Below are 15813 nucleotides of genomic sequence, written 5' to 3'. Positions count from 1 at the left end.
TTCGGTAAGATTTGGGCGGATAAGAACGACTTCATTCATTTAGGTATTGACTTTCTCGCAAGGTTAAGGATTATGATTCTAAAGGAAAGAGGGGATTATGAGCTGTTAGGAGGGGAATACGTGTCGAATATTTGCGAAAAATGCAGTGCCCATCTACCTATGGGGAATACATGTCAATCGATTTTTAACGAATTTATGGCACTCGAATTCACCGATCCTAGCTATGGACAGGTTCACTTTCTCACTGTTGCATCTTACATGGTTCAACATGAAGGCTATAGCGATGAAATGTACGTCTGGGTCCAAACCGCATTACGGAAGCATCTGGAAGAAGGCTACGCAACCGGGTTGATTCGCCAAGATATGGCCAGAGGACCAGGGAGCACCAAGGAGATTCGAAGGCCAGTGAATGCGCCGCCTCTCCCCAAGGTGGCTTGGACCATGACGATTGCCGACGTAGCTGTACAGATGCATGACGCCGAAAGCTATTGTAAGCTCATAGAGCAGTGGGGGCGTACGACGCTTAAAGAGATGGGAGCACTTGTTTTATGATGAATGATGCGAATCAGAACCAAGTCAACCGCGTGCGGCTCTTTTGAGCAAAACCGATGGGTCAGCGCTGCCAGCATCTATTCTTGGAAGAATGCGCAAATTGAGGATTGCGACGTACTGACTCTGACGCCTTTTAGGGGAAATACTCTCGATCGCGAAGTGGTGCGTTCAATCCGCAAGTACGCCTCTGATCAGGGATAGGAACTTCAGTATTAATGCCTGCTTGATAACCAGGCGTCTACTACATCCAACATGCATTTTACGACCAAAGACTCTTCCAGCACCGGTGGGGTCTTTTTTGCGCTTATTTCTTGATTTTTTTAGTAGAGTTATATTGCACAAACTAAATGTAACATCCGGGGAATTGTGTATTTCAAGGAATATTGGATATAAGCGGCCAATCTAGGTTAAGGTCCTCATTAGTGTGATTACACTTGTCGGAAGCTGATTGTTGTTTTACATGCTGATTTGGTGTAAGACTAGTGTATGAAATGTGAGATATAGGAGAAGGTGACAATGGCAAATATTAATGATATCGCAAAGCGTGCAGGAGTATCCGTATCAACCGTATCAAGGGTTCTGAATCAACATCCTTATGTATCTGAATCGAAGCGGGCAGCTGTGCAGCGTGTGATTGATGAAATGGACTATACGCCAAATCGCTTAGCTGTCGATTTAATCCGAAAGGAAACAAGAAGTATCGGTGTGATCATGCCGTACAACAACAATCAAGCCTTTGATCAACTGCTTCATGGTGTACTTAATCGATCGGTTGAACGTGATTATTCCGTGATGGTTCTCCCTACAAAGTACGATCCTGAAAAAGAGCTTAGCTGCTTAAATATGCTGAAAAATAAACAACTGGATGGAATTATCATTACCTCTCGTTCGAACACTTGGGATGCCATTATGCCATATACCAAGTATGGGACGATCGTCGCATGCGAGTTTACGGATCATCCTGAGATTGGCTGTGCTTACATGGATCGATATGCATCTTATGTAGACACGTTTCAACTGTTAAAGGATAGAGGGCATTCACGAGTCGCTTTTACGACAGCAAGAGGAGAAGAGAGTAATAGTACACAGCTGACAATAAAAGCGTATCAGTATATATTTGGTGATCTGTCGCCAGCATACCATATCACGGATTGCTACAGCATTGATGACGGGGTAAGAGCAGCACAACAACTACTTAATATGGATCTTAGACCAACCGCTGTTTATGCGAACGGCGATGAGGTTGCGACAGGCATTTATCAGTATGCAAGGAGCATACAACTGGGGGTGCCAGAGGATCTGGCGATCATTGGCCAAGAGAATCAACCCGTTGGAATTGGGCTGCACCTGTCTACGGTTGATCATCAATTGGTGAAAGTCGGTGAACAAGCCTTTGATCTTACAATTGAGAAATCAAAGGATAAGGTAGAGATTCCTTACCACATCATTGTACGTCAATCGATATAGTTAGGAGCTCATCTTTAATAATGCTGATGGAATGGCGACAAATCCAAGGTTTTAGAAGAGTTTTAAAGCTTTGTCGATGGGCAAAAACATGGTTCCATTGAAAGCCGCTATTTTAGCGGCTTTTTAAGTTTTATCGATGCAGTTGCCAATATTCAACGGAAGTCACCGGTGTATTCACGGTTATTCTCAAAAAGATAGTTGACAATGAGAATCATTATCAACTATTATGTTAACTAGTAAACAAAATATGATCAACACATATGAAAAGGAGTGGCGATGAAATGACAGTGAGTCTGCGAATAGAACAATTGAAGGCGGCAGTTGAGGGTAAGGAAATCTTGAAAGGTCTGAGCCTTGCGGTAAATGGGGGAGAAATTCATGTCGTGATGGGACCGAATGGAACAGGGAAGAGTACATTGGCCTCCGCTTTGATGGGGCATCCCAAGTACGAAGTAACAGAGGGAAGGGTTACGCTGAACGGAGAAGATCTGCTGGAGATGGAAGTGGATGAAAGGGCACGGGCAGGATTGTTTCTGGCCATGCAATATCCGAGTGAGATCACGGGAGTCACGAATTCCGATTTCATGCGTAGTGCGATCAATGCAACACGTGAAGAAGGCCAGGAAATCTCGTTGATCAAATTAGTGCGCATGATGGAAGCAAGCATGCAGACGTTGGAGATGAACCCTGAATTTATGCATCGTTACTTGAACGAGGGCTTTTCCGGGGGGGAGAAAAAGCGAAATGAAATTTTGCAAATGATAATGCTCGAGCCGTCATTGGTCATTCTGGATGAAATCGACTCCGGTCTGGACATCGATGCTCTGCGCATCGTTGCTGAAGGGGTCAATGCTTTGCGCAGTGCAGACCGAGGATTCTTAATTATTACGCACTATCAGCGACTCCTTAATTATATTAAGCCGGACTTTGTACATGTGATGATGCAAGGAACCATCGTAAAGTCTGGAGGGCCGGAATTAGCGGAGCGGTTAGAAGCAGACGGATATGAGTGGATCAAAGAAGAGCTGGGTATTACAGAAGAAGCGGCGACGCCGGATGAAGAAGAGTCGTTTCAAATTCCGATGCAAACCAAGTCACCGCGTATCTGAAAGGGGAGAGCCGTAACATGACAATGAACAGTGCAGAAAACCAGGTATCAGGACAGCTTCAATATGAAGCAGAGCCAGATTGGTTGATCATGTCGAGGAAGAGAGGCATCAATGCCGTCAGCACCCTGCAACTGCCCAAGCTGGAAAAGACGAATCTGCAGCGGTGGCCATTACAGCAGCAAGGGATTTGCCGTAAGCCAGAGCAGGTGAGGTCTTTCGATGAATTGCCGGAATCCATCAGGAAATGGGTGTACTCGGACAATATGTTGGTACAGCGGAATTCGGGCCCAATCATTAAGTGCTTGTCAAAAGAGCTTCAGAAGCAGGGAATTATTCTGACCGATCTGGAAACAGCAGCAAGGCAGTATCCGGAACTTGTAAAGCCTCATTTCATGCAAGCCGTGCAGACTGAAGAGAATCTGCTTACTGCGCAGCATGCCGCGCACTGGAGCGGCGGAGCCTTTATTTACATTCCTGAGGGGGTTCATGTAGAGACCCCACTGCAGACGCTATTTTTTGTAGACGAATCCGATACACTCTTTATGCCGCATGTTTTGGTGGTAGCCGAGAAGCGTAGTTCCGTAACGCTGGTGGAGAATACCATGTCCTCATTAGATAAGAGTGTGGCAGTGAATCAAGCCATTATGGAAGTATTCGTTGGCGAAGGTGCAGCAGTCAATGTCGTGTCATTGCACCAACTGGAAAGAGACGTGATCGACCTGACTTATCGGCGCGCAATCGTTGAACAAGACGGAAGTGTGAATTGGTTGAATGGCGAAATGAATTGGGGCAAGTCGATGAGCGATACGGTATCCATACTCAAAGGCGAAGGGGCACGCTCGGATATAAAATCAATCTTGGTAGGATCCGGCAATCAGACTATGAATATCACAGCCCGGACGGTCCATTTTGGCAAGAATTCGCCAAGCGATATGGTAATCAGAGCAGTGATGAGAGAGCAGTCAACCGCAATATTGAACGGGATCACCAAAATTGAGAAGGGTGCAAGCGGGGCGAACGGACAGCAGACGGAAAAAATATTGATGCTGCATCCCGAAGCGCGCGGCGACGCCAATCCGATCCTGTTGATTGATGAAGACGATGTGAAAGCCGGACACGCCGCCAGCGTCGGACAAGTCAATCCGGAACAGCTGTATTATATGATGTCCAGAGGCATTAGCCGCGTAGAGGCCGAGCGGCTAATCGTGTATGGTTTCCTCGCTCCCGTCGTGGCCGAAGTACCGCTGGAAGGTGTAGCCACTCAGATGCAAGCACTCGTGGAACATAAGCTGGGGCAAATCAAGGAACTAGATCAAGCAAGTATATCTGAATAAGGAGGATGACAACAAATGGCCAAGGAATTGATGGAGCTGGGTGAATATCAGTATGGCTTCAAAGATGCGCATCAAGCGGTGTTCCAATCCGGGAAGGGACTGACGCGTGAGATTGTTGCTACCATATCGGAGATGAAGGGAGAACCGGGCTGGATGCTCGACTTTCGTCTGAAATCGCTGGAATTGTTCCAAAGTATGCCGATGCCTGCATGGGGCGGCGATCTGCGAGCACTGGACTTCAATGATATTCAATATTATGTCAAGCCTTCCGAGAAGCAGGGGAAGACCTGGGAGGAAGTGCCGATTGAGATTAAGCAAACCTTTGACAAGCTTGGCATACCGGAAGCGGAACAGAAGTTTCTTGCCGGCGTGTCCGCCCAATATGAATCCGAAGTCGTGTATCACAGCATCCAGAAAGAGTTAGAGGAGCAAGGGGGCATCTTCACAGACACGGATACGGCGCTGCGCGAGCACCCGGATCTGCTGCGCCAGTATTTTGGCACCATTATTCCGCCGAGCGATAACAAATTTGCCGCACTTAACAGCGCGGTATGGTCCGGAGGAAGCTTTGTTTATGTTCCAAAAGGGATAAAATGCGAAGTCCCATTGCAAGCTTACTTCCGCATCAATTCGGAGAACATGGGACAATTCGAAAGGACGCTCATCATTACGGAAGAGGACAGCTTTGTGCATTATGTAGAAGGCTGCACTGCACCGATTTACAGCACGAATTCGCTACATAGTGCCGTTGTGGAAATCATCTGTAAGCGAAATTCCCGTGCGCGATATACAACCATTCAGAATTGGGCGCCCAATATTTACAACATGGTGACAAAGCGGGCGGTAGCCGAAGAAAATGCAACAATGGAATGGGTGGACGGCAATATTGGTTCGAAACTGACCATGAAATACCCTTCCGTATTGTTAAAAGGCCGCGGAGCAAGGGGTTCGGTACTCTCGATTGCAGTCGCTGGCAAAGGACAGCATCAAGATGCCGGGGCCAAAATGATTCACCTGGCGCCGGACACGACCTCGACTATCATTTCAAAATCGATCAGCAAGCATGGTGGTAAAGTCACGTATCGCGGTCTGGCTTCCTTTGGACGCAAAGCTTCAGGAGCCAAATCGAACATCAAATGCGACACGCTCATTCTTGATAATGAGTCCACGTCGGATACGATCCCTTATAACGAGATCAAGAACGACAATGTCACGCTTGAGCACGAGGCGACCGTTTCCAAGGTATCCGAGGACCAGCTCTTTTACTTGATGAGTCGAGGCCTGTCTGAAGACGAAGCGACCCAGATGATTGTGATGGGCTTCATCGAACCGTTTACGAAAGAACTGCCTATGGAATATGCGGTTGAAATGAACAGGCTCATCAAGCTGGAGATGGAAGGCAGTATAGGGTAAGCTCTATCATCTGTCCAGAATTATGAGGTTGCAACTGAGTTCATCAGAAAGGATGGGAGAGATATGCATAAATTGGTTTTGATTAGACATGGAGAAAGTCTGTGGAACAAAGCGAATTTATTTACAGGCTGGATGGATGTAAACTTGTCGGATAAAGGCATTCAGGAGGCTTTACATGCCGGCAAATTACTTAAGGAAGAACAGTTCGTATTTGATGTAGCCTATACCTCATATTTAAAGCGAGCGATTAAAACACTAGATTATGTGCTGGAAGAAATGGATTTGCTGTGGATCCCTGTATATAAAACATGGCAGCTTAATGAGCGCCATTATGGTGCGCTTCAAGGTTTAAGCAAAACAACAACCGCTGAGAAATATGGAGAAGCGCAGGTTCAATTATGGCGCAGAAGCTATGATGTGCTGCCTCCTGCTTTGACAAAGGACGATGCCCGTTATCCAAGATACGATATTAAATATCGCGACATGGATGACGAGCTTATCCCGTTAACAGAAAGCCTCAAGGAAACGGTTGTTCGGGTTAGGGATTATTGGGATAAGGAAATTGCACCGCAGATTAAAGCGGGTAAAAATGTCATTATCGCTGCACATGGCAATAGTCTACGGGCCTTAATCATGTTTCTGGAAGATCTCAGCTCAAAAGAGATTATTGATTTGAACGTCCCAACGGGTATTCCGCTTGTATATAATCTTGATGACCGACTACATCCGGTCGAGAGATATTACCTTGGAAGCGAGGAGCATCTCGAGAGTAAGATCAAGCAGGTTGCCGAGCCAGATAAGATTATGGAATAAGGGCAAGAATTGGATTGAAACTGTCGCTGCTGTTGATCACGTTGTCGCAAGGCTCCGGTTGGGGATGGGGCTCGGCCCGTACGCTGCTTTGTCTGGGAGGCGGGCTATTGGCGCTAGCACTGTTTCTTTGGCGCGAGATGTCAATCGACACGCCGCTTCTACAGCTCAAAGTATTTCTGAATCGGCGATTCACGTCGACGGTGATATTGCTGTGTATCGTGATGATCAACTTTTTTTCGGGCATGCTCCTCGTTCCCGTTTTCTTGCAAAATGTTCAGGGACATTCGCCACTTGATTCGGGGATGATTCTGTTACCAGCTACATGTGCCATGGCGATTATGTCCTTGGTTGTCGGTCGGCTGTACAAAGTGGTTGGCCCCATGCCGCTACTGCTTGTTGGCGTACTGTTGATGGCCGCAGGAAATTTGCCGCTAGCGTGGCTGAAAATCGACAGCTCATCTGCATATACGCTCTTGTGGATGACGGTCCGCAGTCTAGGTCTCGCCCTGGTGCTGATGCCGGCGACGACGGCCGGGATGGAGGAGATTTCCCGCGAATATATCGGACACGCCTCCTCCATTCAGAACTGGCTGCGGAATGTATTCGTATCGTTCGGTGTGGCTCTATTCACCACGCTGCTATCTTCACGTACGGCTGACCACGCCGCAAGGCTGACCGATGGGGAAGTCGGACCGAACTTGGCCCACCTGTCCACAACGATGGGCATCAACGATTTGAACATTTTATCAACGCTTATTGTCGTGCTGGCACTACCATTTGTTTTTGCAATTCGCAAAGCGCGGCAGAAGGAACGGGGAATCGACAGAGCCTAAAGGAATCCCGTGCGTTAACCATCTCGTATCTTTGGTAGAGGAACGTTGCTCCCTGGTATCGGAACATGATACGATTGTTTCTCGGTAAACTATAATTTGTGTTACGGAAGGTGCGAGATGATGAATTCATTGGAGACGATCAAATGGCTGGTCCAGGATCAGGTTGTTCATATTGTGCATCTGAGCGAGCAAAGGATCGAATCGGAGCAGGACAAGATTTTTCGTTATGCACAAGAGCAGCAATTGGAGTCGATCCCGCGTCATTTGACTAGCGTACACGTGATCGACTGCATCGGCAACAACGAGCCGATTAACAATACGGCGCTTGCAGAGAAGATGAAATTGTCCAAGGCCGGCATTACGAAGATCAGCGCGAAGCTGTTGGAGGAAGGCTATATCCATCGAAGGCAACTGAATGATAATAAGAAGGAAGTCTACTTTAGTTTAACGGAGAAGGGCAGACGGGTTTTTGAGCTTCATCAACAGCTTCACAAGCTGGAGGAGGAGAGGTTTATGCAGCTGCTTGAGCCGTTTAAGGAAGCGGAATTACACGTTATTCTGCGATTTTTACAAAGCGTATCCTCGTATTGGGCTAACAAAGAGCAGGAGTAGGCGAGCGGCCTGATGCCTCGTAAATTGGTTATTCAACTTTTGATAGATGTTTCTAGTCCTCCGACAGCGTAAATGTCTAATGATACAAAAGTGTTCACATTCCGATCGGACGACAAGAGCATGGTATCTTGAAAGTCACATGAAATGTGGCTTTTTTTGTATTTAAGCATATCTTCAACAGACTTTAATCCGTATTTAAGTGCTATTAGGATGCAAAACGACGTGCAAAAGCCACGTAAAAGATTTTTTTAAAAAAAATTAAATGCTCGAACCGTACGTGAAATACTAAATTTGACTGATATGGAAGAGTCAACATTTGGACAAATAGCATCTTAATTCGGATTAGCGGAATGTCGGGGTGCCCAAGAGATCATCGGTGCAAAAACGGATTCTGAACTTAGGGATTGAACGGAGCGTGCACATTCGATTTCTTCCTATCACGAAGCATGTCGTTCCATTCGAAAACTAGGATGAAAGAACATGAATGGATTGACGAAATCCATCGTAAGCGTTGAAGAACCGAAGAAGATTGATATTCAACATTTGAACAAATGCCGGCCAATCTAAGGCCGGCGTTGTAGTGTTCAAAAGTCGTCAGAATGTTTCTGTTCAGGCAGAAACACGCGGAAGTTAGCTATTTACAGAATCAATAACGCTGGCTAAAATGATCTTACTGATGCATCAGTTTGGCTATAAATCCTACTTATCCTATTAGAATTATAATTTTACTTGGAATCTAGGTTTTAAAAAAAGACAAAGGTGGTTTCTATGAGAAAACAACGATATTACGGTTTGTTATGGTTAGGGTTATTGACGCTATTCCTAATACTGTCTGCTTGCTCATCCGCATCTACCAACAACGAGCCGGAGGCATCGCCGCCGTCAACTCCCCCAGCGACTGCCGCAAGTGAGCCGGCTGAGCAGGGGACGGAGGGCCATTTACTCGAAGAACCCTTGACCGCAACCGATCTAAACAAGCTCCCGGACAGGGCGAAGCAGCGCAATGATGCGATTATCGTGACGCTGGTGAATCCGAGCGGGGCCTTCACACCATACTTCACCCAAGTGGGCTATGACGGGAACGTAAACTCTGTCCTGTACACACCGCTTGTCCGCGTCGACACCGGCGGTTTGCCGGTTCCGGGTCTCGCGGAGAAATGGGACATTTCCGAGGATAAGCTGACTTATACATATTATCTTCGCGAAGGACTGAAGTACAGCGATGGTTCCCCCATGACAACCGAGGATGTGGAATTTACATGGACCTTGCTTCATGACCCGTCTTATGACGGCCTCAACAGCGTGGTGGAGACGAAGATCAAAGGTGGTCAAGCCTACAAGGACGGTAAGGCGGATTCCATTGAAGGCATTCAAATTATCGATGAGCGAACCATTTCCGTGACGCTGGAAGAGACCAACGCAACGGCGTTGACAGTGCTTGGTGGACCGATATTGTCCAAAGCGTACTATGGAAAGGATTATCAGTTCGGCAACCTGGATTATATTAAGAACCTGCACGCCAATCCGATCACGAACGGACCTTACAAGCTGGAGAAGTTCATTCCAGGCCAAGAAGTGCGTTTTGTCGCCAATGAACACTATGTGTTAGGCAAACCGAAGACCGAATACTTCATCTACAAGACCACGGAGGGAGACACTTGGCAGTTTATCGAAACCGGGGAAGTCGACTATGGCAGCTTTTCAGCTACGACAGATAACATCGAGAAACTGAAATCCCTTGGCTTCTTAAACCTGATTCCGTCCACGGCCAGTAACTACGGCTATAATCAATTCAATCTGGAGAGGGATCAATTGAAAGACAAGCGGGTTCGCCAAGCCTTGACTTACGGTCTGAATCGTCAGCTGATTTACGTGGATTCCAGGCAAGGGGCAGCGTCGATCGCCAACATTCCATCATCTCCGATTCTGTGGTCTTATACCGAGGAAGGCATCAACCCGTATCCGTATGATCCGGAGAAAGCAAAACAATTGCTGGACGAAGCGGGCTGGACGGTCGGCGCAGACGGCATTCGGGAGAAGGACGGGGTCAAGCTCCGTATCAACTATTTGGGATCGAAGAGCCCGAATACCGATATTTTCATTGCCGTCGCCAAAGAGAACTATAAAGAAATCGGAGTTGATTTCGTGCCTGAGCAATTCCCGGATTTCAACACGCTTGTATCCAAGGTCAATAACGGCGATTATGACATGGCTTCGTTCTCGACGACGATTATCAGTGATCCTTCGCAAGGGGTGGAGCGGTTCATCAAAGGAGAAACGAAGGGCTACGACAATCCACGCATCGAAGAGCTTTACGCCCAGGGTCTTGCGACTGGCGACGTCGAAGAGCGTAAAGCGATTTACCACGAAATGTTCAAAATATTGAATGACGAATTGCCGATCATGTTTACCAACTATACGAAATCAGTCATCGCGATCAACGGACGCATCGACGGTTTTGAGTTGAACCCGCTCGCGGGTATCGCATACAGCTTGCCGGGTTGGAATTTGCAATAAGCGAGCTGGCAGCTGGAGGGAAGATTAGACAGCTCTATCAAAGAAGACATCTCCTGCCTGAACCCATCAGGCAAGGAGGTGACTGATGAAGGAGAGAACATGAGAACCTATTTGCTCCGAAGATGCTTGTACATGCTCTTGATATTAATTGGCGCGTCCTTGTTAATCTTTATCTTGTATTCCTTAACGCCAGGCGACTATGTAGACAACAACTTGAGTTTGAGCGAGGAGCGCAAGGCGGAACTAAGGGAAATTCACGGGTTGAACAAGCCTGTCATTGAACGATACGTGAACTGGATGGCCAACATTTTCAAAGGCGATTTCGGTTATTCTTTGGCCCAGCAGCGCCCCGTCCTGGACCTGTTTCAGGATTACATATGGAACTCCTTTCTGCTGGCAGTGGTTTCGACGTTCTTCACCTGGTTCATTGCGGTCGTCGTGGGCGTTCTTACGGCCTATAAGCAATACTCGCTGCTGGATACCCTGGTGATGATCGGCATCTTCGCCGCGATGTCGATTCCTTCGTTCTTCATCGGGTTATTCCTCATCAAAGTATTCGCCGTCGATTTAAAAATTCTCCCGCCGGGTGGAATGATCACGACAGGGAGCCGGGCCGAGGGCTGGGACTACGTCGTCGAGGTGCTGCACCATATGCTGCTTCCGGCAGCCGTCATGATTTTGCTTGGCGTCGGGTCGCTCACCCGTTATTTCCGGAGCAACATGCTGGAGGTGATCCGGCAGGATTATGTCCGCACCGCCCGTGCAAAAGGGTTGAAGGAGAGAACGGTGCTGTTCCGCCACGCATTGAAAAACGCGATGCTGCCCGCGATTACGTTGATTGGCTTCGAATTGCCGGGCCTTTTCGGCGGCTCCATCATCATTGAGAAGATATTCAATTGGCCGGGCATCGGCCAGTTGTACATGCAATCTTTCACGGTGCGGGATTATCCGCTCCTCATGGGCTTTACCATGTTTTTGGCTATCTTGACGGTCGTCGGGACGCTCATATCCGATATCCTCTACCACACTTCCGATCCCCGGGTCAGGCTTTAAAGAAAGGAGGAACTACCTTTGTCGATTCCAACGACGGCAAGTCAAGCCGGAAAAGCCAGCCGAGAAATGGAGGTCTCAGACTCCTTATGGAAGCAATCCACTCGGAAGCTCAAGAAAAACAAGCTGGCCGTAACTGGCTTCGCCTTCATCGTGTTGATGTTTGTTGCTTGCTTTATCGGTCCCTTGTTCTCGCCATATGCGGATGGCAAAATCAATCCCGCGATGATGCACCAGCCCCCAAGCGGCAAGCATTGGCTGGGAACGGACCTGCTTGGCCGCGATGTGCTGACCCGGCTCTTGCAAGCAGGCCGAATTTCGCTCACGGTCGGCCTTGCGTCCATGGCGTTATCCATGACAATCGGGACGGTTCTCGGCGTCATTTCGGGTTATTATCGTGGAGTAGTCGATCAGTTGATCATGCGAACCGCCGATTTGTTGTTTACGATTCCGGGTCTTCCAATTCTTTTCATCATGGGGGCGTTGATGTCAGATTGGAAGGTTCCGACCGACTATCGGCTGTATCTGGTCATGCTCATGCTCAGCGTCATCGGCTGGCCAGGCGTGGCGAGGCTCGTCCGCAGCCAAATGCTGACCCTGCGGGAACGGGAGTATATGATAGCTGCCGACGTGCTAGGTCTCAGCGATAAGCGAAAGCTGTTTCGCCATTTGCTGCCCAATGTCTTCCCGCTTCTGATCGTCATTGCCACACTTAGCATCGGAGGAGCGATACTGTCGGAATCGGTGCTCAGCTTCTTCGGGCTCGGGGTCATGCCCCCGACGCCCACTTGGGGAAATATGATCGATGCGGCCAACAACGTCATCGATTTTGAGAAACGGCCCTGGCTGTGGATTCCGCCAGGTCTGGCGATTTTTTTGACGGTCATTGCCATCAACATTTTCGGTGACGGATTGCGGGACGTTCTCGATCCTAAACAGAATACAAGCAGGTGAACGGATAATGAATTCATTAATCGAGGTCAATCATTTAAGCACTTATTTCGAATCCGGAACCGGAACGGTCAAAGCGGTGGACGATATCAGCTTTCGCATCCGCGAAGGCGAAACGGTATGCGTCGTGGGCGAATCCGGCTGCGGCAAGAGCATCACGGCCATGTCGATCATGGGACTGGTCGAAGGGCCGCACGGGAAAGTGGTGAACGGCCGGATCCAATTCGGGGACAAGGATCTTCTAAAGATCAGCAAAGAAGAGATGCGCCGAATTCGGGGCAACGACATCTCGATTATATTCCAGGAACCGATGTCTTCCCTGAACCCGGTCATTACGATCGGCAAGCAAATCATGGAGCCGCTTATGCTCCATCGCCAAATGAACAAAAAACAAGCCTATACGCGGGCGCTCGAGCTGATCGAGCTGGTCGGCATTTCCCGAGGGGAACAAATCGCGGCTTCCTATCCCCATCAATTGTCGGGAGGGATGCTGCAGCGGATCATGATTGCGATTGCGATCTCGTGCAGCCCCAAGCTGTTGATTGCCGACGAACCGACGACGGCATTGGACGTTACCATCCAGGCGCAGGTACTGGAAACACTGAGGGAAAGCAAAGAGCAATCCAATATGTCGATTCTGCTGATTACGCACGATCTTGGTGTGGTGGCCGAGATGGCGGATTATGTCATCGTCATGTACGCGGGGAAAATCGTCGAGGAGGGAGACGTCGAGGAAATCTTCGACCGTCCGAAACATCCTTACACGAAGGGATTGCTGAAATCCAAACCGATCCTCGGCCAGCACTCAGACCTGTTGTACTCCATCCCAGGCCAGGTACCCAATCCGCTTGAACTGATGGAATCCTGCTATTTTCATGATCGCTGTGAAAGCTGCATGGCCATCTGCCGATCCCGCCAGCCGTCACTAAGAGAAGTGGAACCCGGTCACAGAACGGCCTGTTGGTTGTATGAAGAGGAGGCGCGGCATGAGTGAAGCATTGCTGGAAGTACGACATTTAAAAAAATATTTTCCCATTACCGCCGGGCTGCTTAATCGTAACGTCGGTCAGGTCAAAGCGGTCGATGATATCAGTTTGACAATTCGGGCTGGAGAAACGTTCGGCCTGGTCGGCGAATCCGGAAGCGGCAAAAGCACGGTTGGGCGCACGATACTCCGGCTTCATGAGAAAACCAGCGGGGACATCCTGTACAAAGGTATCCCGTTTCACGACCTGCCCAAATCGGAGATGCGAAAGCTCAGGCCTAAAATGCAGCTTATCTTTCAGGACCCCTACAGCTCGCTTAACCCGCGTATCCGCATCGGAGACGCAATCGGCGAAGCGCTTCTTGAACACGATTTGGCCGAAAAAGCCGAGGTTCGTGGTCAGGTGCTGGATGTACTGGAAGCTTGCGGCCTGTCTGCCTATCACTACAATCGGTTTCCGCACGAGTTTTCAGGCGGCCAGCGGCAGCGGATCGGCATTGCCCGCGCTCTGGTGCTGAATCCTGATTTCATAATCGCCGATGAGCCGGTATCCGCGCTTGATGTGTCCATCCAGGCACAAATCATCAATTTGTTTCAAAAACTTCAGCATAATCGCGGATTAACCTATTTGTTCATTTCGCATGACTTAAGCGTCGTGGAGCATTTGTGCAATCGCATCGGGGTGATGTATCTCGGTTCCATGATGGAAATGGCTTCGCGTGACGAAATGTTCAGCCGTCCGCTGCATCCATATACCCAAGCATTGCTATCGGCGATCCCTGTCCCGGTTCCGAGGCTGAAGCGGGAGAGGATCGTGCTCAAAGGGGACATTCCGAGTCCGGCTCAACCGCCTTCTGGCTGCAAGTTCCATACACGCTGCCCTTATGCCTTGGCGCAGTGTAAGGAAGTCGTGCCCGAGTTCCGCAACATGGGGGATGATCATTACGTGGCATGTCATCTCGTTTGAAGCGGCACGCCATCTTCGGATCCTTATGTAACACATTGAGGATATGCCCGGGGGGCGTGTTCGGATGATGCGAAATGTTGTAAAATATGAGCGAAATGGCTGCTGGATACCGGCAGCCAGTCAATCATAAGAGGTCAAAGAAGGAGTGCAGCCCGGCAATATCTTTTATTCGTACGGAAGCCTGACCCTCTGCCATTATGCATCCAGGATCGAGCCGTATGCTGAGGCAGACGATGAGCCGTCGCTTCATTTATACCGGCTTCTTCGCAGTCTGAGCGAGAAGAGCCGTTTGCGGATTCTGCACTTTTTGCGCAGTGCAGGACTGCTCAACGTTCATGTCGTCGGAGAGACGGTATCGACCTATAGTTTACGAGTGGAACGAGTTCAACAAATCGAGCAGGGGCTGTTCGATTATTTGGGAATGCCCCCCAGCCTGTTATCCAATTCCGTCAATGAAATGGAATAATCAAGCAAACGAGTGTTGACCGAATCGTCGGAGACACAGCTTTAAGCAGGGATTAGCTGCTTAGCTGTGTCTTTTTTTCGTTAAAAATATCAAAATTGTAAAGGAGGGAGATACCATGACTACATTAAATGAATATTTAGCACAAAAAAAAGCGGCGGCAGAGGCCCTGCGTTCTCAAGCGGAGCAAGACCCCAAGCCGAATACCTACTCGGCCAAGGTACAGGCGAAAGGCCGCAGCGGCGTTCGAGAAATACGTATACGCGACTTCCAAATTATCAGCGACAGCCCTGAGAATTATGCCGGATATAGCCTCGGTCCCTCATCACCTGAAATTCAGCTTGGTGTATTAGGCAGCTGCCTGACTCATATTACGTTGATTAAAGCTGCGGAACGGGGCATATCGCTGGAATCCCTTGAAGTCGAAGTCACGGGTCAGTTGCACCCGCTTGCCGGCAAACCGGGATACGAGGACATTCCCATATTTCCGCATAATATCGAATATAACATTCACATCGTATCCGAAGAATCCGCCGAAACCATCGCCGAGCTTCATGAAGTGGTTGAGCGCGCATGCCCGATATACAACCTCCTAAAGTATCCGCAATCCATTACCGGTGGATTAGTGCATCGCTCGCCTGCTAGCCAGCCAGAAGGTTCTTCCTATTAGATATGAAGGTATAGATACATAGTCTTGACAAGTGGACACACAATTTGGATTGTGTGTCCTTTTATGCTATAACAGGG

Annotated in this window: 15 protein-coding genes; all 15 read left to right on the top strand. The window is 48.7% G+C overall.

The window, feature by feature from the left end; genetic code table 11:
• Nucleotides 1-72: 72 nt before the first annotated feature.
• The 15 genes from ACOZB4_RS02965 to ACOZB4_RS02895 all read left to right on the top strand — a co-directional run bounded on the left by ACOZB4_RS02965 (nucleotide 73) and on the right by ACOZB4_RS02895 (nucleotide 15736).
• A complete protein-coding gene (locus ACOZB4_RS02965) occupies nucleotides 73-552 on the top strand; it encodes a DUF5946 family protein (protein ID WP_422759466.1) in 480 nt (159 codons plus the stop codon).
• Between the two features lie 516 nt (nucleotides 553-1068).
• Complete coding sequence (locus ACOZB4_RS02960) at nucleotides 1069-2019, top strand: LacI family DNA-binding transcriptional regulator (protein WP_339265018.1); 951 nt, start codon at nucleotides 1069-1071, stop codon at nucleotides 2017-2019.
• Nucleotides 2020-2300: 281 nt separating this feature from the next.
• Nucleotides 2301-3128, top strand: coding sequence for a Fe-S cluster assembly ATPase SufC (gene sufC, locus ACOZB4_RS02955; RefSeq protein WP_379406107.1), 828 nt, complete (start codon nucleotides 2301-2303; stop codon nucleotides 3126-3128).
• Between the two features lie 17 nt (nucleotides 3129-3145).
• Nucleotides 3146-4462, top strand: coding sequence for a Fe-S cluster assembly protein SufD (sufD, locus tag ACOZB4_RS02950; RefSeq protein ID WP_379406108.1), 1317 nt, complete (start codon nucleotides 3146-3148; stop codon nucleotides 4460-4462).
• Nucleotides 4463-4477: 15 nt separating this feature from the next.
• Nucleotides 4478-5875: a Fe-S cluster assembly protein SufB gene (gene sufB, locus ACOZB4_RS02945; protein ID WP_379406109.1), complete on the top strand. Its 1398-nt coding sequence runs from the start codon at nucleotides 4478-4480 to the stop codon at nucleotides 5873-5875.
• Between the two features lie 63 nt (nucleotides 5876-5938).
• Nucleotides 5939-6688, top strand: a complete 750-nt coding sequence (gpmA, locus tag ACOZB4_RS02940; RefSeq protein ID WP_379406110.1) for a 2,3-diphosphoglycerate-dependent phosphoglycerate mutase — start codon at nucleotides 5939-5941, stop codon at nucleotides 6686-6688.
• 14 nt (nucleotides 6689-6702) lie between these two features.
• A complete protein-coding gene (locus ACOZB4_RS02935; RefSeq protein WP_379406111.1) occupies nucleotides 6703-7521 on the top strand; it encodes an MFS transporter in 819 nt (272 codons plus the stop codon).
• A gap of 117 nt (nucleotides 7522-7638) precedes the next feature.
• Nucleotides 7639-8133: a MarR family transcriptional regulator gene (locus ACOZB4_RS02930; protein ID WP_379406112.1), complete on the top strand. Its 495-nt coding sequence runs from the start codon at nucleotides 7639-7641 to the stop codon at nucleotides 8131-8133.
• Between the two features lie 768 nt (nucleotides 8134-8901).
• The gene (locus ACOZB4_RS02925; RefSeq protein ID WP_379406113.1) at nucleotides 8902-10650 is read left to right on the top strand and encodes an ABC transporter substrate-binding protein; all 1749 of its coding nucleotides are present in this window, start codon (nucleotides 8902-8904) and stop codon (nucleotides 10648-10650) included.
• 99 nt (nucleotides 10651-10749) lie between these two features.
• Entirely contained in the window at nucleotides 10750-11703 is a 954-nt protein-coding gene (locus tag ACOZB4_RS02920; protein WP_339265004.1) for an ABC transporter permease, read from the top strand.
• A 66-nt stretch (nucleotides 11704-11769) separates the two neighbouring features.
• A complete protein-coding gene (opp4C, locus tag ACOZB4_RS02915; RefSeq protein WP_379406162.1) occupies nucleotides 11770-12654 on the top strand; it encodes an oligopeptide ABC transporter permease in 885 nt (294 codons plus the stop codon).
• Between the two features lie 7 nt (nucleotides 12655-12661).
• On the top strand, nucleotides 12662-13645 hold the full coding sequence (locus ACOZB4_RS02910) for an ABC transporter ATP-binding protein (protein WP_379406114.1): 984 nt from the start codon (nucleotides 12662-12664) through the stop codon (nucleotides 13643-13645).
• On the top strand, nucleotides 13638-14603 hold the full coding sequence (locus ACOZB4_RS02905; RefSeq protein WP_379406115.1) for an ABC transporter ATP-binding protein: 966 nt from the start codon (nucleotides 13638-13640) through the stop codon (nucleotides 14601-14603). The genes ACOZB4_RS02910 and ACOZB4_RS02905 overlap by 8 nt, the downstream gene beginning before the upstream one ends.
• Before the next feature lie 145 nt (nucleotides 14604-14748).
• A complete protein-coding gene (locus ACOZB4_RS02900) occupies nucleotides 14749-15069 on the top strand; it encodes a hypothetical protein (protein ID WP_379406116.1) in 321 nt (106 codons plus the stop codon).
• Nucleotides 15070-15184: 115 nt separating this feature from the next.
• Nucleotides 15185-15736: an OsmC family protein gene (locus ACOZB4_RS02895; RefSeq protein WP_379406117.1), complete on the top strand. Its 552-nt coding sequence runs from the start codon at nucleotides 15185-15187 to the stop codon at nucleotides 15734-15736.
• Nucleotides 15737-15813: the final 77 nt, after the last annotated feature.

This window comes from Paenibacillus sp. NPDC058898, assembly GCF_049316025.1.
Lineage (GTDB): Bacteria > Bacillota > Bacilli > Paenibacillales > Paenibacillaceae > Paenibacillus_AQ.
Note: the sequence above shows the minus strand (reverse complement) of the source record. Positions and strands in the feature narration are given on the sequence as shown.